The sequence below is a fragment of the Diplocloster agilis genome (genome assembly GCF_019042275.1).
GTDB lineage: Bacteria > Bacillota > Clostridia > Lachnospirales > Lachnospiraceae > Diplocloster > Diplocloster agilis.
In genome coordinates, this window is record NZ_JAHQCW010000063.1 from 1 (window position 1) to 24,100 (window position 24,100).

The 24,100-nt window shown below is 51.0% G+C and carries 16 protein-coding genes; 13 read left to right on the forward strand and 3 right to left on the reverse strand.

Features of this window, described 5'->3' with window-relative positions; genetic code table 11:
* Positions 1-917: 917 nt before the first annotated feature.
* Together rpoN and KTH89_RS23460 are read right to left on the reverse strand one after the other, a co-directional pair.
* Positions 918-2,273 carry an RNA polymerase factor sigma-54 gene (gene rpoN, locus KTH89_RS23455; RefSeq protein ID WP_238723321.1) on the reverse strand — a complete coding sequence of 452 codons (1,356 nt, stop codon included), beginning with the start codon at positions 2,271-2,273 and terminating at the stop codon, positions 918-920.
* Between the two features lie 16 nt (positions 2,274-2,289).
* Positions 2,290-4,308 (reverse strand): sigma-54 interaction domain-containing protein, encoded by a 2,019-nt coding sequence (locus KTH89_RS23460; RefSeq protein WP_238723322.1) that lies wholly within the window; start codon positions 4,306-4,308, stop codon positions 2,290-2,292.
* A gap of 481 nt (positions 4,309-4,789) precedes the next feature.
* On the opposite strand from KTH89_RS23460, the gene KTH89_RS23465 reads away from it, so the two are divergent.
* From KTH89_RS23465 to KTH89_RS23475, 3 genes are all read left to right on the forward strand, one after another.
* Positions 4,790-5,503 carry an ABC transporter ATP-binding protein gene (locus KTH89_RS23465; RefSeq protein ID WP_238723323.1) on the forward strand — a complete coding sequence of 238 codons (714 nt, stop codon included), beginning with the start codon at positions 4,790-4,792 and terminating at the stop codon, positions 5,501-5,503.
* Positions 5,496-7,124, forward strand: coding sequence for a hypothetical protein (locus tag KTH89_RS23470; protein WP_238723324.1), 1,629 nt, complete (start codon positions 5,496-5,498; stop codon positions 7,122-7,124). The genes KTH89_RS23465 and KTH89_RS23470 overlap by 8 nt, the downstream gene beginning before the upstream one ends.
* A gap of 239 nt (positions 7,125-7,363) precedes the next feature.
* Positions 7,364-8,761, forward strand: coding sequence for an aminopeptidase (locus tag KTH89_RS23475; protein WP_238723325.1), 1,398 nt, complete (start codon positions 7,364-7,366; stop codon positions 8,759-8,761).
* A gap of 103 nt (positions 8,762-8,864) precedes the next feature.
* Here KTH89_RS23475 and KTH89_RS23480 read toward each other — a convergent pair whose 3' ends face one another.
* Complete coding sequence (locus KTH89_RS23480; RefSeq protein WP_238723326.1) at positions 8,865-9,731, reverse strand: Ltp family lipoprotein; 867 nt, start codon at positions 9,729-9,731, stop codon at positions 8,865-8,867.
* Positions 9,732-9,950: 219 nt separating this feature from the next.
* On the opposite strand from KTH89_RS23480, the gene KTH89_RS23485 reads away from it, so the two are divergent.
* The 10 genes from KTH89_RS23485 to KTH89_RS23530 all read left to right on the forward strand — a co-directional run bounded on the left by KTH89_RS23485 (position 9,951) and on the right by KTH89_RS23530 (position 23,898).
* A complete protein-coding gene (locus KTH89_RS23485) occupies positions 9,951-13,550 on the forward strand; it encodes a response regulator (RefSeq protein ID WP_238723333.1) in 3,600 nt (1,199 codons plus the stop codon).
* Between the two features lie 355 nt (positions 13,551-13,905).
* Positions 13,906-14,718 (forward strand): response regulator, encoded by an 813-nt coding sequence (locus tag KTH89_RS23490; RefSeq protein ID WP_238723327.1) that lies wholly within the window; start codon positions 13,906-13,908, stop codon positions 14,716-14,718.
* 76 nt (positions 14,719-14,794) lie between these two features.
* Positions 14,795-15,151, forward strand: a complete 357-nt coding sequence (locus KTH89_RS23495) for a response regulator (protein WP_158342428.1) — start codon at positions 14,795-14,797, stop codon at positions 15,149-15,151.
* A 46-nt stretch (positions 15,152-15,197) separates the two neighbouring features.
* A complete protein-coding gene (locus KTH89_RS23500; RefSeq protein WP_238723329.1) occupies positions 15,198-16,742 on the forward strand; it encodes a hypothetical protein in 1,545 nt (514 codons plus the stop codon).
* 18 nt (positions 16,743-16,760) lie between these two features.
* Positions 16,761-19,058 carry an InlB B-repeat-containing protein gene (locus KTH89_RS23505; RefSeq protein ID WP_238723330.1) on the forward strand — a complete coding sequence of 766 codons (2,298 nt, stop codon included), beginning with the start codon at positions 16,761-16,763 and terminating at the stop codon, positions 19,056-19,058.
* Between the two features lie 93 nt (positions 19,059-19,151).
* Positions 19,152-20,069, forward strand: a complete 918-nt coding sequence (locus tag KTH89_RS23510; RefSeq protein WP_158342431.1) for a hypothetical protein — start codon at positions 19,152-19,154, stop codon at positions 20,067-20,069.
* Positions 20,070-20,323: 254 nt separating this feature from the next.
* Positions 20,324-20,899, forward strand: a complete 576-nt coding sequence (locus tag KTH89_RS23515; protein WP_158342432.1) for a hypothetical protein — start codon at positions 20,324-20,326, stop codon at positions 20,897-20,899.
* Positions 20,900-20,931: 32 nt separating this feature from the next.
* Entirely contained in the window at positions 20,932-22,614 is a 1,683-nt protein-coding gene (locus tag KTH89_RS23520) for an InlB B-repeat-containing protein (protein WP_238723331.1), read from the forward strand.
* Between the two features lie 138 nt (positions 22,615-22,752).
* Complete coding sequence (locus KTH89_RS23525; protein ID WP_158342435.1) at positions 22,753-23,352, forward strand: recombinase family protein; 600 nt, start codon at positions 22,753-22,755, stop codon at positions 23,350-23,352.
* 378 nt (positions 23,353-23,730) lie between these two features.
* Entirely contained in the window at positions 23,731-23,898 is a 168-nt protein-coding gene (locus tag KTH89_RS23530; RefSeq protein ID WP_238723332.1) for a hypothetical protein, read from the forward strand.
* Positions 23,899-24,100: the final 202 nt, after the last annotated feature.

Genomic DNA, 24,100 nt, shown 5'->3' on the forward strand with positions numbered 1-24,100 from the left:
GAGCCTATTCACCAGGAACACTTGAGGTGTTCCCGGTTCAGAGGCTCTTGCCCGTCGGACGTGAAGTCCGCCGGTCATCCTGAACCCGGCTTTTCGATTTCACTAAGCGGATATCAGCCGCCCTATGCGCTCCCAGGGAGACACCAAAGAACCCGGCCGCCGGGAGTCCCCGGATACCGTCCGCATACCCCAACCTTAAGCCGCAGACCTGCCCGGATCAGGAAAGAACCGCCCCGGCCCCGCCGTCCTTCGTCCGCATCTGCGTCAATAGCCGTTCTAAGGCCCGCCTCCAGGGTTTTTCACCCCCGCGCCGCTCTCTCCCCCACATCCACAGGCCATCCTCGCGGCAGCCCGCTCCTACTCTGTCTCCCTACTCCGCACTCCCAGAGATCCACCTCTAAATTCCCGCATGATTCCGCATTAAGAATTCATAAACCAAACCATATTTACGCATGATTTCAATCAAAGAATTCATAAACCAAACCATATTTTCGCATTATTTCACATTAAGAATTCATAAACCAAACCATATTTTCGCATGATACCACACAAAGAATTCATACCAAATCATATTTTCGGATGGTTCCACACAAAAAATTCATACCAAACCATATATTCGCATGATACCACACAAAGAATTCATACCAAACCATATATTCGCATGATTCCAATCAAAGAATTCATAAACCAAACCATATTTTCACATGCTTCCGCATAATGCTATCCTAAACCAAACCATATCGACCATGCAACCCGGCCTGTTATAGTGCAGGGAGGAGAGGGAAGCGGCGGGCCCTTGGAGGGCTGGGCTGCAATTCTCTCGGGGCCGAAGCGATTTGGCCCCGAGAGAATTGCAGCCCAGCCCCCCAAGGGCCCGCCGCTTCCCTCTCCTCCCGTCCCCTATAAAACTCCCAGGCCTATTGCGAAATCTCAATCAGCCTTCGGTCGAAGCTCTTAGGGATTCCCAGTTCTTCGCGGTATTTAGCGACCGTGCGGCGGGAGATATGGATGTCGTGTTCGGAGAGACGGGTGACCAGCATCTGGTCGCTGAGGGGATGTTCTTTGTCTTCGGAGGCGATTAAGGTGCTCAGGCGCTGCTTGACCTGCTCGGCGGTCAGGCCTTCGCTGGGGCTGCTGCCGGACACGGCGGTGGTGAATAAATCACGCATCAGGATGGTTCCGCCGGGGTATTGCAGGTACTTTCCGCTGATTCCGCGGCTTACGGTGGAGATGTGGATATTCAGGGCGCTGGAGATATCTTCCAGCATCATGGGGCGCAGAAGGCCTTTTCCCAGGAAAAATTCCTGCTGATAATTGGCGATGGTTTCCGTGATCCGCAGCATGGTTTTGCGCCGCTGCTCCAGGCTGTTCAGAAGGAACCTGGCTCTGTGCAGACAGTTGCGGAAATAGGCGTATATGTCGTCGTCCTCGGCGGTTCTCATCATTTTGTAATAATAGTCGTTGATGTGGTAGGCTCCCATCCAGCTGTCGTTCATCTGGATCTCCCACTGGCCCTCGCTGTAAATCAGGATAATATCCGGTACGATATAGGTGGTGCCGGAGGTGCTGAATCCCTGCAGAGGCCGGGGATTTAATTTTTGAATGAGATAGATGTATTTTCTTACTTGTACGGTGGAAAGGCCTAAGGACCTGGATATTAGGCTGATCCTGCCGGAGGCTACGTCTTCCAGATGACTGGTTATGATAGCCCGGAGCTTTTCGTCCTGGATTCCCTGGGCGTCTAACTGGCGGAGCAGACACTGGGATAGATTTTCGGAAAAGATTCCGCAGGGCTCCAGCTGCCTTAAGTCGGTGAGACAGAGACTGACATCCGACTCGCTGGCTCCGGTTTTCTGCGCGGCTTCCCTTACCGGGACCTGGTAATAACCCTGGCTGTCCAGACAGTCGATCAGATAGTCGATCACATAGAGCTGCCGGGACGTGTATTTTTTCAGGCTTAACTGGTTTTTCAGGTAGTGCCGGAGTTCATACTGATTCACCGAGACGAATTCTTTCTGGTGCTCTTCGCTGGCGGCGGCAGTCTCGCCGTAACCGGAATAGACATTTTTATCGTACCAGCTCTTGTAATCTTCCATCCGTATGGGCACGTCGGTATCACTGGGAGTATATTCCAGGATGGCATTCTCCATATATTCATTCTGCATATAATCATTTAAGGAGATGTTGTCCATGGCCAGTATCTCCAGAGACTGAATCTGCGTTTGGGACAGGGTCTGCCTCTGATCTAATTTTATTTCGTATTGCAGGTTCATGCGCTGCCCGCCTCCTTTAATTCCAGTTGGATATCTTCTTCATCTTGCGGTAGAGGGTGGCTCTGGATATCCCTAATTCCTGAGCGACCTGGGTTCGGTTCCCCTTGTATTTTTTCATCAGTTCGACGATGCGCCGACATTCGTATTCCTCATAACTGCCGTAGTGCCGGCCGGCAAAATCCTGCTCCGAATGGTCCGGCTTCGTTGGGGTCTTGAATTCCTCCGACGCGGGTGAAAAGTTCTGCTCCCTTTGCAATTCCGCAGGCAGGCAGTCCAAAGTGATCACATCCTGAACCGACAGATTTACACAACGTTCCATCACGTTCCGAAGCTCCCGGACGTTTCCGGGCCAGGCGTACTTCATAAGGCATTCCATAGCCCTGGGCTCCAGTTCCCGCACGGATTTGTGGGCGCTCTTGTTGAAATGACCGATGAAATGATCCACCAGCAGCGGAATATCGTCAATATGATTCCGAAGCGGGATCAGATCCAGACGCATCACGTTGAGACGGTAATACAAATCCAGGCGGAATTTATTTTCCTCAATGTATTTGATGAGATCCCGGTTGGTGGCGGCGATAATGCGCACATCCACGCTTCTGGGCTGGGACCCGCCCAGGCGGCTTACCGTGCGTTCCTCAATTACGCGGAGGAGCACAGACTGCATATCCAGAGGCATCTCCGCGATTTCATCCAGAAACAGCGTGCCCTGATTGGCCTGCTCGAATTTTCCCATGGACCCGCCTTTGCGCGCTCCGGTAAACGCCCCTTCCTCGTATCCGAAGAGCTCGCTGCTGATCAGCTCCTTCGGAAGCGCCGCGCAGTTGATGGAGACGAAGGGGCCGTTGCTCCGGTCGCTGGCGTTGTGGATAGACTGGGCAAACAGTTCTTTACCGGTACCGCTCTCTCCGCAGATCAGTACATTGCTGTTGCCGGCTGCGATACGGGCAGCCATACGCTTGCTGAGCTCAAAGTCCCGGTTTTTGCCGATCAGGCTGTCAAAAGTGTAGTACGCTCCTTTGTTCACAAGACGGTTGACATAACGCTGCACATGCCTGGAATCCGTCAGGACGATAATATAACCCATCAGCTTCTGATCCTTGGTTATGGGCATAGCGTCTACGTAGAAATCGTTTTTGCCGGCGGACAGGCTGTTGAACACGATGGAACTGGATTTGACTTTTTCCTGGCGGTACAGGCGTTTCATGATATCGCCGAGTTCAGGATACAACTGTTCCGGTTTCTTGCCGCAGGCCATATCCTGGCAGATATCAAAGGCTTCGCAGAACAGAATATTGACGTCCATGATGATGCCGGCCTGATCCAGCAGAATATAACAGGAATGATTGGCTTTGGCGTTAAACTCAGACATCAGATCCTTAAGCTCATGGGAAGGATCGGTATAAAAATCCAGGGAACCCAGATAGCGGATCACGGAAAAATGCAAATCATCGGCCAGCTCCACAGGCATCACGTACATATTGATAAACGCATCCTGGAGGAAAATTTTGCTCTGGGGGAATGTGCGAAAATAAGGGAAAGCAAAGGTCACATATCCGGACAGAGCGTCGGCGTAGTGTTCCTCTCCGATTACCATGTAGGGTTTTTTCCCCTGTATAGCCAGGGCCGCGGCGTTGGTTCCCACCAGATTTTCCGACATATTGGTAGAAAATCTTAAGTTTTTACTTTTCAGTTCATCCAGAAGCTTGCGGTTCCCTCCCTTGGAGAACACCGAAAGTTTCCGGTTCAGATAAAAGACGGCCACGCCGATATTGGAGAGCAGGTCAAATTTCATCTGGTAAATATATTCGGATTGTCTCCGGAAGTACCGGGAGCTTTCCAGAATATCGTTGGACGTTTGGGTATCCGTGGCTTCCCGGATCAGGACTTTTTGTGCGGCGTCCACGTTGGACTGCCGGCAGCGCACCCATGACTGGTAGATATGTTCAGAGATAACTCCCTTTTCTAAGAGTTCACCTTTCAGGAAAGAATTTTTATATTTCCTGATGGTATTTTTATCATATGTAAATTCCATGGCGGATTCCTCTCGACTTATAAATAGGGCCTGTTGGCCCGGTTTTCAGCGCATTTTTATTATAGCATGTGTGATTTTGGAAATCCAGTAGAATGGGGGTTTTGAAGCCTTACCCGGGTTTCTTGTACCGATATATTCGGGAACGGGGCGCCCGTTCTATTAAGAGTTTGTTAAGTTTTTAGTAAATCAGTTGACACAACGGCGCAAATCCCCTATGATGTTGCAAAATAGTTTTGCGAAAGGAAATTTTCTGCCACTATGTATGACGCCGCCAGCAGTGATTCGGACAGGAACGACGACGTTTTGAGAATTCCATTTAAACTTAAGAATAGGGCATAACCTGCATTTTGCATGATGTGGGTTGTGCTTTTTTGTTTTCTTCCATATTCACATATTTGCAGATCTGTTTGCAGAATCCACCTGATAGCAGTTACGATACCAGAAATGATACCAGAAACGATACCGGAAAAGGAGTGTATGCATGGAACTGAAACTGACAGGAATCAGAAAGTCCTACGGAAGCAAAGAAGTGTTAAAGGACTGTTCCTTTACGTTTGAAAAAGGAAAGATCTACGGGCTGTTGGGCAGGAACGGCGCGGGTAAGACGACGCTGTTTAACTGCCTGACCGATGAGGTGCAGGCAGACGGAGGAGAGGCGGTGATAGCGGAGGAGGGAAAAGACAGCCGGCCGCTTTCCCCGGAACAGATCGGTTACGTATTTTCCATACCGGTACTTCCGGACTTTCTGACCGGCTATGAATTCATTAAATTTTATATGGATATTCACGAGGGAGAGATCCCTCGGGGGAAAACCGTGGATGAATATTTTGATATGGTGAAGATCGAGCCGGAGGACCGCCACCGGCTGATCAAAGGATACTCCCACGGTATGAAGAACAAGGTGCAGATGCTGTGCTTTATCATAGCGCGGCCGCCGGTAATCCTTCTGGATGAACCGCTGACCTCCTTTGACGTGGTGGTAGCCCTGGAGATTAAGCAGCTGTTAAGGGAAATCAAAAACGACCACATCATTATCTTTTCCACCCATATCTTACAGCTGGCAACCGATCTGTGCGATGAGATCGTGGCGCTCAGCGACGGGAGGCTGCAGCAGATCGATCACCACATGCTGGGAAGCGCGGATTTTGAGAATCGGATTATCGAGCTTTTGAAAGATGAGGAGGGCCATGATTAACACGTTAAAACAAATGACACAGTTAAAGGCTGCGCTGTGGGTGAATGCTTTTCTCTATTATTTTAAAAGGCTTTGGCTGATCGGCAGATATGTGCCGGATTCGGTTTATTCGAACTATGGGGTGAAGAAAGTTCTCAGTGTATTGGCGGTTGTGGTGCGCCAGCTGATTGATTTTTGCGGGAAGCCTCTGTATCTGTTATCGGTGGTTACCCTTCCTCTTCTGCTGATCCTGAACCAGAACCCGGAGCTTAAGGGCCGGGAATTTCTTATAATGGTTCAGATCCTGTTTTTCCTGAACGGCTGCCTGGGGGCGTTGGGAGACAGCCAGATTTTCGCGGTTACGCGGGATAAGATTGTCTGCATCAAGTATATACATATGAATGCTGCCGTGTATATCCGCGCTGCGCTGGCGTTCAAATATATTCCCTTCTTCCTGTATTATCTGCCGTGGCTGCTGGTCTTTTCACGCCTGGCGGGCGGGACGCTGTGGCAGGGCTTCTGTCTGTGGCTTCTGCTGGTCTCTCTTCGCATGATGGGAGAAGCGGCACAGCTGTTGATATTTGACCGGACGGGAAAGGTGCTCTCCCGGAATATGGCGTATAGCTGGGTATTGATTGTTATCGGCCTTGCCGGCGCGTATCTTACGTTTGCCTTCGGGGGAAAAGGGATGATTTCGCCGGTGCTGATTCATCCGGTCAGCGTCCTGGTTATCACTCTTCTCGGAGGAGTGTGCTTATGGTATATTACGGCCGGATACGGCAGCTATGAACGGAAATTCCACCGGTCCATCGATATCAACTATCTGTTCTCCAACTTAATAAAGGCGTCGTCGGGAACGTCGGCGGCTTTCAAAGAAGTAGAGATAAAAGATAAGGACATGGCTATTTCAGAAGCAGATAAAGAGAAGTTTCAATATCTTAAGGGGTATGCGTACCTGAACGCCCTGTTCTTTGCCAGACACAAACGCCAGCTCATCAAGCCTGTCTGCTACAGGCTTGCGATGACGGCGGCCCTCTTTGCCGGGGCGGTGGTTCTCTGGATAGTGAACCGGGATCTGGCGGTCAGGTTAAGTGAAAATATGACCGCTATGCTTCCCTCCTTTATCTTTATCATGTACTTTATGACCGTGGCCGACAAGGCCAGCCGGGCGATGTTCTATAACTGCGATAAGGATCTGCTCCATTACGCCTGGTACCGGAAGCCGGAGACCATACTGAAGAATTTCCAGATCCGTTTTCTGAGGGTTTCGCTGTACGACCTTTTTATAGCGGGAGCGGTCTGCGCGGCGGCGGCAGGTTTCGGGCTGCTGTGCAGAGGAAATGTGTTGGATGTGGATCTGCTGCTGTTTTGCACCGCGATCCTTCTGCTGTCGGTCCTGTTTACCGTGCATCACCTTTGCCTTTACTATATCTTCCAGCCGTATTCTGAGAATCTTAAGGTGAAGAATCCCTTTTTCTCGGTTCTCAACAACGGCATGTATGTACTGTGTTTTATGTGCCTTCAGATCGAGGTGGGCGGGTTTGCATTTACCATGACGGTACTGTGCTTCACCGTGATCTATATATTGGCGGCGCTGGTGATCGTGTACCGCCGTGCGCCGGCAACCTTCCGCGTGAAATAGGCAGGTTACCGATCCCTTTAAGAAGCATATGGCTTTCGCTGGCAGGCGGAATCCGGGTCAAATTCCTTATTTTTTGGAATTTGGCCCTTATATTTTGAAAACTGTCCCATTTTAGAATAGATTCTTAAAACCGGCAGATTCTACTAGATATACATGATATACAAGCTGTGTTTTTCCATCGCCACATGTGGTAAAATACGATAGAAAAGAATGCATAAAAAGAGAGGAGAAACTGTATCATGGACAGGGAAAATGTATGGAAGACATATAAGCCGGAGGATTTGGACGAATTAGAACGTATCAGCCGCTCTTACAAGGAGTGCCTGGATGAAGGGAAAACGGAGCGGGAATGTGTGAAGGTGGCCGTCCGTATGCTGGAGGAGAAGGGATTTCGCAGGCTGGACCAGATTATTGAAAATAAGGAACGCCTGCAGGCCGGCGACGGGGTCTACGCGGTGTGCATGGAAAAGAGCGTGGCAGCGTTTCGGATCGGCACGGAGCCGCTGGAACGGGGAATGAACATTCTGGGCGCGCATATCGATTCCCCGCGTATCGATGTGAAACAGAACCCGCTCTATGAAAATGAAGAGCTGGCTTATCTGGACACGCATTATTACGGCGGTATTAAAAAATACCAGTGGGTGACGACACCGCTGGCCATCCATGGCGTGGTGGCGGGGACAGACGGCACTGTGACGCAGATCCATATCGGGGAAAAGGATGAGGACCCGGTCTTCGCGGTGACGGATCTGCTGGTCCATCTGGCATCCCAGCAGATGGAGAAAAAGGCCAGCGCGGTGATCGAGGGAGAGAAGTTAGATCTGTTAATCGGGAGCCGTCCACTGGAAGACGATGAGAATCTGAAGAAGGAAGAGAAGGACAGAGTAAAGACCTATGTCCTCCGGCTGCTGGAGCAGACTTATGGAATCAGCGAGGAAGACTTCGTATCCGCGGAACTGGAGATCGTCCCTGCGGGAAAGGCCAGGGACTGCGGCATCGACCGGAGTATGATCATGGCCTACGGACAGGACGACCGGGTGTGCGCCTTTACCTCGCTGTTCGCCCTGCTGGATGTACAGCAGGTAAAAAAGACGGCCTGCTGTATCCTGGTGGACAAGGAGGAGATCGGAAGCGTGGGCGCCACCGGCATGCACAGCAAATTCTTTGAAAATGTGGTGGCGGAGCTGACAGCCCTTCTGGTGGGCGAGTCGGAGTTAAAGGTGCGCCGCGCCCTTCAGAATTCCAGGATGCTGTCCTCCGATGTGAGCGCTGCTTTTGATCCCATGTTCGCGGAGGCGTTTGAAAAAAGGAGTTCGGCCTTCTTCGCAAAAGGACTGGTATTCAATAAATTCACAGGCAGTCGCGGTAAAAGCGGATCCAATGACGCCAATGCGGAATATCTGGCTTTGATCCGGAAGGTGATGGATGCTCATCAGGTGGCTTATCAGTTCGCGGAGCTTGGCAAGGTAGACGCAGGCGGCGGCGGTACCATCGCCTATATTATGGCCAATTACGGGATGGAGGTTATAGACAGCGGCGTGGCGGTGCTCTGTATGCACGCGCCCTGGGAGATCACCAGCAAGGCGGATGTGTTTGAAGCGTATAAGGGGTATAAGGCTTTTATCCTGGATATGTAAACGGGAGGCTTTTAATCTGAATGGGGCTTTCGCATCAAGGACTAAAAAATCATTGATGTGAAAGCCCCAATATTTATACAATATCCATATTGATTGATCCGGATTATAATCCGTTCGCCTCAACCCCGTATACGGCCTGATCGTGTGTGAATCCCTCGTATTCCAGCTGATCTATCAGGCCATTCCTGGAAAAGGAGGAGAGATCCAGATAGGACTTGGCTTTTTTAGCCGCCTGCTCATTCCAGTCCGCCCCGCAATTGTCTGCAGCGTTTACCGCATCTTCGTGTGAAAACCCTTCATATTCCAGCTGTTCCACTAACCCGTCATAAGAAAAAGCGGAAAAGTCCAGATAGGACTTCGCTTTCGCAACCGCCTGGCTGCCGCCCTCCAGTCCGCAATTGTCGGCGCCGTATACGGCCTGGTCATGGGTAAATCCTTCATATTCCAACTGGTCGATTAACCCGTCATGGGAAAAAGAAGAGAACTTCAGATAAGATTTCGCTTTTTCCACAGCCTGTGCATCCCAGTCCGCACCGCAGTTGTCGGCGCCGTATACGGCCTCTTCATGGGTAAAGCCTTCATATTCCAATTGATCGACTAAGCCGTTATAGGAAAAGGCCGAAAAAGACAAATAAGAATGGGCTTTCTGAAGGGCATTTTTTTGTCCCGTGGTTGCTCCCGCGGACGGGCTGACCGTATTGGTTTTTCCTGGTGTTTTCGTACCGTCCGTATCGGAAGCGGATGCCTGTGCCGGTTTTATTGTACCGGACGGGACTTCATCCTGGGGCGCAGGGTCAGGCGTTTCGCTCTGTACCTTATCGGGAACAGGGGTATCGGTCGGAACAGCGGGTGTGGCTGTTTCTTCCTGGGTACCGGAGCCGCTGTCGGCCGGCGTGATAGTGATGCCTCCGCAGGCCGACAGAGTGAATGCAATCAGGATCGCAAGTGACATTGCCAGAATCTTTTTCATTTTCATTCCTCCCTCATAATTCCGGGCCAAGCGGCTCGGGGCGTGTCCGCCATATATACTATAATTCTAGCATATACGACATGAAGTGACAAGGAACATAAAAAATTCAAGTTACACCATACAACTCTGGAAATCCATGATATACTATAACAAGAAAAAAGAGATATTACGGTTTGATAAGAGATCATTAAGGGAGATACGGCAGTGAAAGGAAACAAAATGTACGGGAACAAAACAGCGAAGGTTACGGCAAAGGATACGGTAAAAGCATTCTGCAGCGCCTGGTTTGAGCAGCGCGATTTACAGGCGGCGGCAGCTTTTTTATCTGAGGATATCGATTTTGCCGGCACCGGAGGGAATGAATCCGCGCATAATAAGGCGGAGATGGAGGCGTATCTGAAACGGGACATAGAGGAACTGAAAGAGCCGTTTCAGTGTGAGCTGAAGGAAATCCGCCAGCAGGACATCCTGGATAAGGTTTGTAATCTTGCCATGCAGATGCAGCTTCAGAATTCCAGATACCGGTGGTTCCTGCAAGCCTTTTTCACGCTTGTACTGGAAGAAGACGGCCGGTTTAGAATACGCAGCTTCCATTTTGCGGAGCCTGGAAGCAGCCAGCAGGGGGAGGAACATTATCCTCAAACCCTGGTGGTTAAGAATCTGGCCCAGCAAAGACAGGAGCTGTTTGACGATTCGGTCCCCGGGGGAATGATGGGCGGGTATACGGATCAGAGGGATTTCCCGTTTTATTTTATTAACCGGCAGATGCTCCATTATCTGGGTTATCAAACGGAAGCGGAATTTATCGCGGATGTGAACGGTCTGATATCTAACTGTATCCATCCGGAGCATCGGGAGATGGTGGAGGCCGCCGTTCAGGAACAGCTGCAAGATTCGTATGAGTACGTTGCGGAATATAAAATGCGTAAAAAGGATGGTTCCTACATCTGGATCCATGATGTGGGAAGAAAGATTATCGCGGAGAACGGACGCCCCGCGATCCTCTCTGTCTGCATCGACATTACCGAGCAGAAAAAAATGAGTGAAGAGCTGCTTCATCTGCACAATAATATTCCCGGAGCGGTTTTCCGCTGCCGGTTTGATCAGGATTTCTCTGTTCTGAATGCCAGCCAGGGCCTGTTTGAGTTTTTGGGTTACACCAGGGAAGAATTCGCCGCTATGGGCAATAAGATGTCGGCGGTTATCCATCCGGATGATCTGGCCGTCATGACGGATATCCTGACGGAGCAGCTTCAAAACGGGAATACCATACATAACGAAAACCGCCTGATCTGCAAAGACGGGACGATCCGGTGGATTTCTATCCAGGCACAGTTATTGGGGGAAGGCGACGGTCAGGAGTTTTTCTGCGTCTTTATCGATATTACAGAGGAAAAAAAGCTTCAGGAGCGCAACCGGGAGCTGTATGAGCAGGAATTGGCTTATTTTGCGGAATTATCTTCCTATGAGGGGACGATCCAGGGAACCATCAATGTAACCCAGAACCGTCTGGAAAGCTATGTGTCCACTGCGGATGTGGCGATTGCCAAGGTGGGGGATACTTATATGCGGACGGTGTATAAGCTGTCGGAGTCTGCGGCGGATCCTGAGATCGCGGAAGATATGCGGTGCACCCTGGATCGGGGAAAAGTCCTGAGCGACTACGAGGCCGGCAGGACGGATTATCACTTTGTATTTTTGCGGAGGAAGAACAGCGGCGGTTATTTCTGGAGCAGCACCAGAATGCGTTCCTATCTGAACCCGGAGAACAATGACATAATCTTATTTTTCTATACGACCGACATCACCGAACAAAAATTAAAGGAGCAGCTGCTTCATCAGATCGCCCAGCTGGACTATGACATGCTGACAGAGGTGGATATCCGGCAGGACACATACCGTTTGGTCTCGTTTAACGGGGACATTGAAAATACAATAGCCATGCAGGGAAAATTCCAGGAGGAAGCGCGCCGGACAAGCGAGCGCACGATGGATGAAAAATCCCGGAACGAGTATTTAAGTAAACTGGATTATACCTATATAAAAGAGAAGCTGGAAAAGGTACCGGTATATACATTTATGGTGGAAGTTGAAGATCAGCCGGGCAATCTGCGGATGAAGCGTCTGGAAGTATTCTACGTGGAGAAGCCGATGGGCCGGATCTGCATCGCCCGCAGTGACGTGACGGAGGTGTTTAAAAAGGATCAGAAGCAGAAGGAGGAGCTGGCTTCCGCTCTGGTGGCTGCGGAACAGGCCAACGCCGCCAAGTCGGATTTCCTGTCCCGTATGAGCCATGAGATCCGCACGCCCATGAATGCGATTATCGGCATGAGCACCATAGCGGCCCAGTCCATCGGTAACGATGAGCAGGTAGCGGACTGTATCTCGAAAATAGGGATCTCTTCCCGCTTCCTCCTGTCCCTCATTAACGATATCCTGGATATGAGCCGGATTGAAAGCGGAAAAATGCTGCTGAAGAATCAGAAGATTCCTATGGAGGAGCTTTTATGCGGCATTAATTCGATCTGTTATAACCAGGCGGAGTCTAAGAACGTGGACTACGAATGCATTGTGGATCCGGTATTGGACGACTGCTATATTGGCGACAGTATGAAGCTGCAGCAGGTTCTTTTGAATATTTTAAGCAATGCCATCAAGTTTACCGGAGAAGGAGGCAAGGTGACTTTTTCGGTGGAACACCGGAAAAGCACAAAAAACAATGCCGAGCTGCGGTTTGTCATCAATGATACAGGGGTCGGTATGAGCGAGGAATTCATTCCCCATATCTATGAGGCCTTTTCCCAGGAGACCACCGGAACGACTACGCTCTACGGCGGCACCGGGCTGGGACTTGCTATCTCGAAAAATATCATTGACCTCATGGGCGGGAAAATATCTGTGCGCTCCATCAAAGGCATCGGCACGGAATTTACCATAGACGTAAAGCTGGGACTCGTGGAAGGAGGCCTGACCCATCGGCAGAAGAAGCCGCAGCATAATTTTTCACATCTGAAAACGCTGGTGGTGGACGATGATGTGGCGGTATGCGAGAGCGCGGTAGCTACCTTAAAAGAGATGGGCGTCGTGGCCGAATGGGTGGACAACGGCTACAAAGCCATTGAGCGTGTGAAAGAGCTTATGAACAGCGGCCGGTATTTTGACATGATCCTGATCGACTGGAAGATGCCGGACATCGACGGGATCGAGACGGCCCGCCGTATCCGCAGTCTGGTAGGTCCGGAGGTAACGATCATCATTGTGACGGCATATGACTGGGGGGCGATTGAACACGAGGCCATGCTGGCCGGCGTCAATCTGCTGATGAGCAAACCCATGTTCAAATCCACCCTGGTATCGGCGTTCTCCAAAGCTCTGGGGGAAAAGGAAGAGGCGGCGCAGCAGACTACAGTCATCGACTATGATTTCACCGGGAAACGGATTCTGCTGGCGGAGGATAACGCCTTAAATACAGAAGTGGCTATGATGCTGCTGGAGAATAAAGGTTTTGCGGTGGAAACGGCCGATAACGGGGTACGGGCTTTGGAAATGTTCAGCAAGTCCGAGGCCGGTTACTACGCGGCGATCCTGATGGATATCCGGATGCCTCTGATGGACGGACTGACGGCTACTACCAGTATCCGTCATCTGAGCAACGAGGATGCCATGACGATCCCGATCATTGCCATGACTGCCAATGCGTTTGACGACGATATTGAAAAGAGCAGGGCGGCGGGAATGGATGCCCATCTGGCCAAACCCATTGATCCGGACCGGATGTATCAGACCCTGTATGACCTGATCTTTAAAGAGGAAGAATAAATATCCAGGATATACGGGCTTAAGACGCTTCGCGTACAGCCCGGTATATCTACCGGTGTGCGGACGGGCTGGGGAAAAAGCCCGTCAAACGATCAAAAAGCAGGCGGACAGTTTTTGGTTCCGCCTGCGCAATTCCTTAAATTATGAAGCCTATCTGGCACATTCCGCCGTCGATGACGGCATTCAGATCTCAATTCATTCATTTTTCCATTAACTTCTATATGAAATAATCCCAACCAAATGGATTCTCAAATATTAATCCTATACATTAGATACTGCCTTCGGCTGTGGCGATTGCACATTGATTGCACTCCCTGTTTTATTATAAAAAGCACATCCCCAAGGAGGAACTAAGATGACTGGAATAAAAGTGATTGCCGTTGATGACGAACAGATCGTATTGGAAGATCTGAAAAGGCATCTCCATGAGATAGCGGAAATCAGGGAAGTAACCGCTTTTACAGATTCCGGGGAAGCGTTGCAGTGGCTGGAAAAGAATCAGGCCGACGTGGCGTTTTTGGATATTCGTATGCGCAATACAGACGGACTGACTCTGGCAAAAAAATTAAAGGAACTCCAGCCGGCCTGCGCGGTAATCTTTATCAGCGGATTTTCCGAATACGCCGTGCAGGCGTTCCAACTGCATGTTTTCGGCTATTTGATGAAGCCGGTCACAATCCAGGATATCAGACGGGAGCTGAGCCATCTGTATCAGCCGCAGATTCCTGCAGTACCGCCGCAAAAGATCGTGCGGGTTCAGTGCTTCGGAAATTTTGAAGTCTTTATCAATGATGAGCTGGCCAAATTCCGTTACAGCAAGTCCAAGGAACTGTTTGCGTACCTGATTGACCGGATGGGGGCCGCCATCGAGGCGGGGGAGTTGTGCGCCGTGTTATGGGAAAACAGGCCGGACAGCCATTCCCTTCGCAGTCAGCTGCGCAATTCCATTGCAGATCTTACAAGATGTATGTCGGAGGCCGGCGCGGCAGATGTGCTGCGCAAAAGCCGTAACAGCCTGGCGGTAAATACACAGGCGCTGGACTGTGATTACTATAGTTTCCTTCGCATTGAACCGGGGGCGGTTAATACATACAAAGGCGAATACATGACCCAGTACAGCTGGGCGGAGATGACATTGGGCGGGCTGGAGCGTTTACAGCGACAGTAAGATTGCAGTTTGATTGCACCCGCTATCGTATGATAACCACACATAGCGGAACTGTATAGTATACCGGAGGTTAGAAATGATGAAGATTTTGGCCGTGGAGCCGGATCAGAATGATTTGGACAGGCTGACAGATGCCTTACGTAAGGTTCATGGAGAATGTGAAGTTTTATCCTATAGAGATCCCATGCTGGCGTTCCAATACGCGTATAACAATCCTGTAGATGCGGTATTTGCCGCAGCGGATATGGGACGTTTGAACGGTTTTACACTGGCAAAGATGCTGTACCAAGCCTGTGGGAAAATTTCCGTCTATCTGATCGGGGCTGATAACACATTTCGTTCCGATGCCCGGCGGCTGATGCTGAACGGTTTTCTGGTCAGGCCGGTTACACCGGAGGGAATCACGCGGGAGGAAAACGCGGAGGAATGGTAGGACATGCGGTAAAGACAGAACCGTAACAAAGGAGGAAATGGGAAATATGCCCAAAAGAACAGGCCATACCGGCGGTTTTGCCGCGCAAAACAGCGGATCCATTCAAAATTGTTACAGCGTAGTGCGGCTCCGTGCAAAAAATCAGACGGCAGGCGGCCTGATCGGCGAAAACAGCGGAGTGGCTGCGCACTGCTATTCCTATTGTAAGCTAAAGGGGCTGACCGGTGGTCTCACAGGCAGCGGCGGCGGTGATACCGAGCAGGGCTGCTACTTTTTCCACAACGAAAAAGAGGGAAGCAAATCCCTGGATAAACTTTCCGATCCCATCCGCGGCCAGCGGCTGAAGGAGATTCAGGAGGCAGAGGACGTCCGGCAGCTGGGCTTTGATCTGGATACCATATGGGAATGGCAGGAAAATGGGGTGCCGCTTCAGTTTATTCCTGAGAACTGGCTGTTTGATGTACAAAAGTCATCCAAATATGAACAGTATAGAATCCGGGAGACGGACAGGCAGGCGGATGAAGAAGCGGAAAAGGCAGGGGCTTTGACGACCGTGATCCACGACGCGGATGAGCTTTGGACGCTGGCACAGCAGATCAACGAGGGAGACCGGAAGCTTGGGGCTTCTTATATACAACTTGCGGAGGATATAGATCTGCGCGGCAAAGAATGGATTCCGATCGGAAAAGACAGGACCTGCGCCTTTACCGGCATATTCGACGGCTGCGGCCACACCATAAAGAACTTTGTGATAAAGGATAAGAAAATCGAAAACAAAGGCCTATTCGGATTTGTCAAAGGAGGCGAGATCTATAATCTTCTCGTTGACTGTAATCTGAAGGGGGGAACCTGTGCCGGAGGTATCGCGGCACAGAATGAGGACGGAATAATCGGCTGCTGCGGGGCAGTGATCGAGATTAAAGGAAAGAACGGGACCATGGGAGGCTTGGTTGGGCGAAACACCGGCACGATTTTTGAAAGCTATTCCGCCGGACGCGTAACAGCGATAATCATCCCATGGTGGTGGTGGCTTCCCTTATTGGGACTGCTGTTGGCGGCGCTTATCATAGGAATGAAATATCCCCGGGTGAGGTCCACCTTTGCTCCGGTTCCCTATGATGAAGACCAGGTGCCGATTCCCGATGAGGAGATCAGTCCCAATACGGATGGAAATTTTGTCTCCTTCCAGTTTGAGCAGAGCATTGACGTAAATCTGTCCACGGGACTGTGTAAATTCGGTTTCAAAAATCCGGGGAATTCCAACCACAACATCGTGGTACAGCTTCAGTTCACCGACGCCCAGGCGGTTCGGGTAATGGGAAGCACCGGACGGACCGCCGAGGCTCAGAAAAAATTAGAAGAGGATCCGGATTATGATCCTGAGACGAACCGCACCATTATCGCGGAATCGGGAGCTATACGGCCGGGGTATCAGTTGGAAGACCTGCAACTGGTAAAACAGCCAAACGGCGATACGGTGCCTGAAGGAGAATATAATGCCATGGTCTATCTGGTTTTTTATGAAATCGATACCAACAACCGGGCTATGCTGGAATCACAGCTACCGGTCGAAATATCAGTCCATGAATAAGGAGAAAGGAGCGTTTGTATGAAACGTGTGAGAAAGATACTGACATCACTGATGATAGCGGCTGTGATATGTACGATGTACACGGTTCCGGCGCTGGCCTACTCGGGCGCGAACTACGGAGCGGTTTCGACTTCCGGTTCGAAGACTTTTAACATGGCCAGCTTCTGGGCTTTCGATGTATACTCATTCACGCCGTCCACCACCGGCTGCTACGAATTTTATTCCTACAATAACACAGACGGTGACCCGTTCTTCTATCTGGTGAGTCCATCTTACTATAATACCGTATACAATTCCCTGGCCAATACCGGGTGCAGGAGTTCTACGGCGGACGCCTACAGTCTGGCCTACAATGACGACGGTAACGGGGGACGTAATTTTAAGCTGCAATATCTGTGTTACGCAGGGCAGACCTATTATTGTTTCGTTACCAAGTATAACACCAATACGACAAAGGGCTCATTTGCGGTCAGCGGTCCTTATTATAATTCCGTTACCCTGGACCGCAACGGCGGAAGCGGCGGATCATCCATTTTATATAATGGAACCAATTATGGAAATAGCCAGTCTGTCTGGCTGTCTACCGGATCGTCCAGCGCAGCCAGCTATATCACGGCGCCAACGCGCACAGGATATACCTTTTCCGGCTACTACGGGTCGGTTAACAATCAGCAGTATATCGCCAGCAACGGAGCTATTTTAAGCGGGATGGGAGGGTACGGAAGAGGCACCCTGGTGGCACAGTGGAGCCAGAATGTGTACACCCTTACACTCAGCAACCAGGGGGTGGCCAATACCTCAGCTACCGTGGCGTATAATACCGCCATCCCGGAAAGTGTCGCCGCACCGGTTAGGGCCGGTTATCAGTTTGAAGGATACTACAGCGCCGCCAGCGGAGGAACCCAGTATTATAACTCAGCCGGGAAAAGGGTCAGCAGTTTCAACATGACCTCGGACAAAATGATCTACGCTCAGTGGACCCCGCGGACCTACAATATCAGCTACCAGGGTCTGACAGGCGCGGTACTGGATACAAAACCTGCGGCCCATACGTATGGCACTGCTACAACCATCCCTGATCCGGTGAAAACAGACTACACCTTTACCGGATGGACCATAAACGGCGGCACGGTAAAAAGTAAGAATCTCACACTGGCGGCGGCAGGATATACGGCGGACATCAGCCTGACCGCCAACTGGGTAAAGAGAACCGACGCGGTCGTACAGAATCCTGATAATATCCTTATCTCAGACAATATCAGCCAGGAGGATCTGGCGAATATCTTTCACAATCCTTCCGAGGAAAGTAAAAGAGGTGTAACACAAAGTGAGCTTAACAACAGCGACGCGGTAAGGCTAACCATGACGGTCTCCAACATTACCGGCCCGGCAAACGGGGAACAGGAGATCAAGGAAGCCACCAATGGCGAGGTGGTCAGGTTCTTCGATGTAAAGGTGGTGAAGGAGGTGACCCCTGCCGGAGGCGGAACGGTGGTGACTACGAACCTGGTGGAGGTTCCCGAGCCCATCGAGATCCGCATCCCCCTGTCCGGCGACCTGTCCGGCAAGAGCAGTTATCAGGTTCTGCGCTACCACTCCGACAGTGAGATCAAGGATGGGCAGACGATCACTACTTCGGACACACAGGCGATTCCCCAGGACGGCACGGGCGAGTATTTCACGATAGAAGGTAACAATCTGGTTATCCATACCCGGCTGTTCTCCACCTATGCCATAGCAGCCGGACAGACCAGCCTGGATCTGACGCCTGTCCAGGATGGCGGTACGGGAAACGGCTTCGGCACGGATGTGCAGGGCAGGATCGTTCAGACCGGACTGAGTCCCGTGTATAAACTGGATGTGAGCTGGGGGCCGATGGTCTTTGAATACACGACCGCCCGGGAATGGGACCCGAACAATCATGTGTACCTGGGCGCCAGCTACAGCTGGGCGCAGCAGAGCTTCCAGGGCGGTAATAACCGGATCATACTGGCAAACCATTCCAACGCAGATGTGAATATAGATTTTAGTTTCGCAGCGTCAGGAAGCGCGCTGGACGGTGTGGATGTAACATTCAAAGAAACCAATGCCGACACTGCTCCGGAGGTTACGCACTATTTCCTGCCCAAGGTACCCGCCGAAGCGGCCGACGCCCCTTCTCTTAAGAGTTACCTGTGGCTTTCGGGCACGCCAAGGGATCTGAGCGTATTCGGAACCGTAGAAAGCGGCGGGGAAACCCCGATTCAAAAGGTGGGCGTGATCACCGTGACGGCAGCGGCGGATCCGAACTCTACCCTGACACCGAAGAACCCCTAAGGGACATTCCCGGGAGGAAAACCCCGGTTGTCATATCCGTCCAGAACTTTGTAAATAATAATCAAACATATACATATTAAGGAGGATTTCCAGATGAAAAAACAAGCGTTATTAGCGGTTGGCCTTACGTTCTGTATGACCCTGGTGATGGCGGCTCCCGCCTTCGCCGCTAATGTGGATGCCAATGTAAACCCCGACGGCACCGAGGTTACTTTGCCCGGCAACCCTGTCTATGACACGGCGGGCGGCGGAAGTACACAGGAGACAGGCATGAGCTACAATCAGGCCGAGATGACCGGAACCAATGGTACGGATTTTTACACGGAAAATGATGATGACGCAGTGGCAAAAGACGCGGATACCAACGGGGCGGACATCAATGTATGGGCCAAGGTGACGGACTCCAGCTCCAAGATCTATAAGGTAGACCTGGCCTGGGGAGCTATGAAATTTGAGTTTGATTCAGGTTCCGGGCAGTGGGATACCACTACCCATACGTATACCGGGGGATCCGGTGCAGCCAAGTGGACCGAGAGCTATCTGGATGGAACAAATAACAAAGTGGAGGTTACCAACCACTCGAACAGCGGGATCAATGCGGCTTTCGCCTATGCCATGACAGGCACCCCTTTTAATGATGTAGATACCAGCGACAACGCAGTGACAGGAAATTTCTTTAAGGAAATTAATGACGCGGCTGTGGCAGCTACGGTACTGCAGAATACTTTTGCCGGCGGTACTGAAACCGCCAATGTTTTGAACAAGCTGACGGACAGTAAGATCTCTCTGGCTACTGCGGACAAGTATAACAGTTCTACCGTAACGGCGACAGATGCCGCGAATAACCATGAAGCCGGGGCGCGCACCGACAGTGTATATTTCGCGTTCAGCGGAACTCCTGACAGCGGCCGCGGTGCGACGTTAGATACCTTCCGTAAAGTCGGTGTGATTACGGTCACCGTTACCCCTAACACGGAATTGCAGTACAATCAGCCTCAATATACGCCGTAAGACTCGACAGTGTTCCGGCACCGGCTTTCCCTCCCGCGATTTGGACGGCGCGGATGATGAAAGCAAATGCGTTGCCTGTAAAAGGGAAAGCGTGAGGGAGCAGGATACAGAACTGGCTGTGTTTCGGATGCTCCGGCCGCCTGACGGGGCCGGAGCATCCGTTTATATAAGGGCATGGCACTGTCATGCCCTTATATAAACGAAAGAAACACTTTAGCACAGGGGACAGGGGAAGTGCGGAGGAGGAGAATAATATGAGTCAACGCCTGAAACAAACGATCATGCATACGAAGGCGGACCGTGTCAATGACGGGAACGCCGTCCGCATACAGGGTGTTCGTGTGCGGACAGGGGCATATAAAAGAAAAATTCCGGTTATCCTATGTGCAGTTGTTCTGGCAGCGCTGGCTTTTGGGACATATCGCGCGGTGAACCCGCCTTATGCGCCGCCTCCTTTTGAGCCGGAAGCAGTGGCCGGCACTCCGTCGCCAGGGGCGGACATGGGTTATGGAAAGGTGGGGGCGGAAGGCGGATTTTCTTTCTGGGTAGCGGGCGTTATGTATCAGCAGCAGGACGGATCACTGGAACTTTGGTTTACGAATCCGGCCGGAAGTGAAGTTAACCTGATGTGCGAGATCCAAACGGAGGATGGGACTGTCGTTTATAAAAGCGGCGTACTCCGTCCCGGTGAATATGTAGAACGGCTGCAGCCGCTCGTCCGGCTTGCCGGCGAAGCGGTACCCATTGAGATGAAGGTGTACGCTTTTGAGGACAATACGTGGTACAGTAAAGGGACCATCAGCCTGATGAACACTTTACAGCCATATTAGAGGGCAGGCAGACGGGGTGGAGACATTATAGTATGGAGACATTAATGAGACAATCCGTGAAATCAAATAACGGGATAAAAATGTGGACTTTGCTGGTAACGGCGTTTTCCGTGCTTCTTCTGGTACTTCCCAGTCAAATCTCTGCCGCCCAGAACCACATCAGGATCGTGATGAATCCCCAGAACGGAGCGGGCGGCGCTTCGGAGATTTTTGTGGAACCGGGCGGAGCCATGCCGGATATTACGCCTCCCACCCGGCGGGGTTATACTTTTTTGGGCTACTGGTCCGGGGCCAGCGGAAAAGGCGAACAGTATTATGATGAGGCGGGCCGGGCTCTGAGACCATGCGGGTTCACGGATACAGCCGCCCTTTACGCATTCTGGAAGGTGCGTACCTATGCGGTTATATATGAAAATATGGCGGGAGCGGTAATCGACGCCAATACGCCTCTTACTCATACGTACGGCCTGAATACCAGGATACCCGATCCGGTCAAAGCGGGCTATACCTTCTTCGGCTGGCAGATCAACGGCAGTACCATCGCATCCCGCGGGCTGACTCTGGGGGCCGGCGCTTATGACGCAGATATCACCCTGTCGGCCGTATGGAACAAAGCGGCCCTGGTGACCCTGGTGGACAATGCAACAGAGACGGTTACCATGCATGATGAAGATCTGAGGCAGGTGTTCCAGCGCCAGGTTACGGATGCTCAGGCCGGCGTGACTGCCGCCGATCTCAACAGTGAGGAGGTTCTGCTTACCCTGTACGCCTCCGATGCGGATGAGCAGGCCCAGGGGGCGGAGGATATACTGAGTCTTGCCCAGGGAGAGGTGCTCAAATTTTATGATTTCAGCGTTACAAAGTCGGTGACAAAAGAAGCGGGGAGCGGTACGGTGACCACATCACTTCATGAACTGCCGAATACCGTACAGGTAGAGATCACCCTGGGCGCGGCTATACGGGGGAGGCAGAGCTACCGGGTCTACCGCTATCACAATGGCCGGGCGGAACCCATACCCATGGGGCCGGCAGAGGATCCGGAGCAGAAAAAGGAATCCTTTGAGCTATCGGCCGATGGGACGATTCTTAAGCTGCATACACGGCGGCTGTCCACTTACGCAGTGGTGGGCGGCGAGAAAATTCTGGGCGGTTCCGGTACTGTGGAAGAAGGAGCGGCCGAAGTGGATGTACAGGCCCGGGTAAAGGAAGGCGGTGACGGCCCGGTCTATAAGGTGGATATCGTGTGGGGGCCGATGCAGTTTACCTATTCTACCGGCCGCAGCTGGGACACGGTGGAGCACCGCTATACCGATGTGCGCATCTATGATTGGATCCCGGCGGAATGCTATAGCGGGGGAAATAACAGGATTACGGTATATAACCACTCCAACGCGGATGTAGCGGTGGACTTTGCGGTCTTTCCGCTGCTGAAAGAAGGGGCGGATACCAGCCTTATGGACGGTGTGGATATGACAGTCAATCAGACCAATACGGCGGATGGTCCGCCTGCCGCCGGTGTTTTCCTGACCAAGGTACCCGGGGAGGGAGAGCCTGCACCCTGTATCAACGGATACCTCCGGCTGAACGGTTCCCCGACAGACCCGGAGTTTTATAAAGGGCTTGTTACGGATGAGGAAGGTTATGTGAAGGTCGCGGGCATTGCAGTGACCATCACCCATCTGGACGGGCCGAGAACACCCAAACGAATTTCATAAAAGAAGGCGTTGCGAAATCATGGTTTCAGGTGATTGAGCGGCGCTTCTTTAATTTCATGGAATAATTTACCAATGTGCCGGCAGTCCGGCTTCGACTACAATGGAATCAGTTGAAAGAACCATGTAGGAGGAAGCAAAATGCCATCACAGATTTACGGATATGTGCGAGTGTCCACCAAGGAACAGAATGAGGATCGGCAGCTGATTGCCATGCAGAATTTTGGGGTAAAGCAATCCAAAATTTACATGGATAAGCTATCGGGAAAAGATTTCGAGCGGCCCAAATACAAGAGACTGATGAAAAAGATAAAGCCGGGGGATACGCTCGTCATCAAAAGTATCGACCGGCTTGGCAGGAATTATGAAGAGATACTGGAGCAGTGGAGGATAATCACTAAGGAAAAACAGGTGGGCATTGTGGTCCTGGATATGCCTTTGCTGGATACCCGTCATAAAAATGACCTGACGGGTACCCTGATTGCGGATATCGTACTACAGCTGCTCAGCTATGTGGCGGAAACCGAGCGCATTAACATCCGGCAGCGGCAGGCAGAAGGCATCGCGGCTGCCAAAGCACGGGGCGTACATTTGGGCCGTCCCCGGATAGATATCCCTGTGGAATTTTACATTTTAAAGGAGAGATATCAGTCCAGGGAGATTACAACACGGGAGGCGGCTAAAATTCTGGGGATCTCCGCCACCACATTCCTTCGCTGGGTGGATCAGGATCAGTCTTGAAGTTCCCTCATTTCCATAATTGACACCATTGCCCGGATCTGATCTTTAAAATGTCATAGCTAATTTTAAAAAAATCTTGATTTTATAGTATATATACGGTATTTTAATTATAACGTTATCGTTACGCCATAAAAGGTACACTTTTAATAGCAAGCAAAATGACAGCTAATGAACCGTCCGGAAGGACGGTTTTTTTACGTTTTGGCAATGTCTGCCTGTGTAACAAAAGGTGTACCTTTTGACGCAAATCCACAAATCAAAAGCACAGTTGAGGATAGGCGGTGGTGCAAAAGAAAAGTACAGATGAGAAAGTACGGAAGAGGCTGAAAAGCAAAGACCGTGCCGCTCTGAAGCGGGCAGGAATGGGGTCACATACAAATGATAAAAATAAAGATGCAAATCGAAGAAACAACGCAGGAACAGGCGGGTATATCCCCGTCATCAAATGAACAGATCGACTATATGGAATATTGCCGGGCTGTTTTTGAACTTCGCCAAAAGACAGGGGAGGAACAAAAAAGAGACGGAAGGCAAGTTCCTAAATGAACGCGGGAAAAAGAAACATTACCTGTAGAATGTGACGGGTATTTGATTAAAAAGAAGGCTTTTAACTCAAACGAAGAGTTAGGAGTCCTCTTTGACATAGCGCTTTTTGAATGATATAATAGAAAAACAAATCTGAGGAAGAAGCAGCTTCTGAATAATCTTTTGTACTTCGCCGCAACACGCATGTTGTACGTCTGCCGGA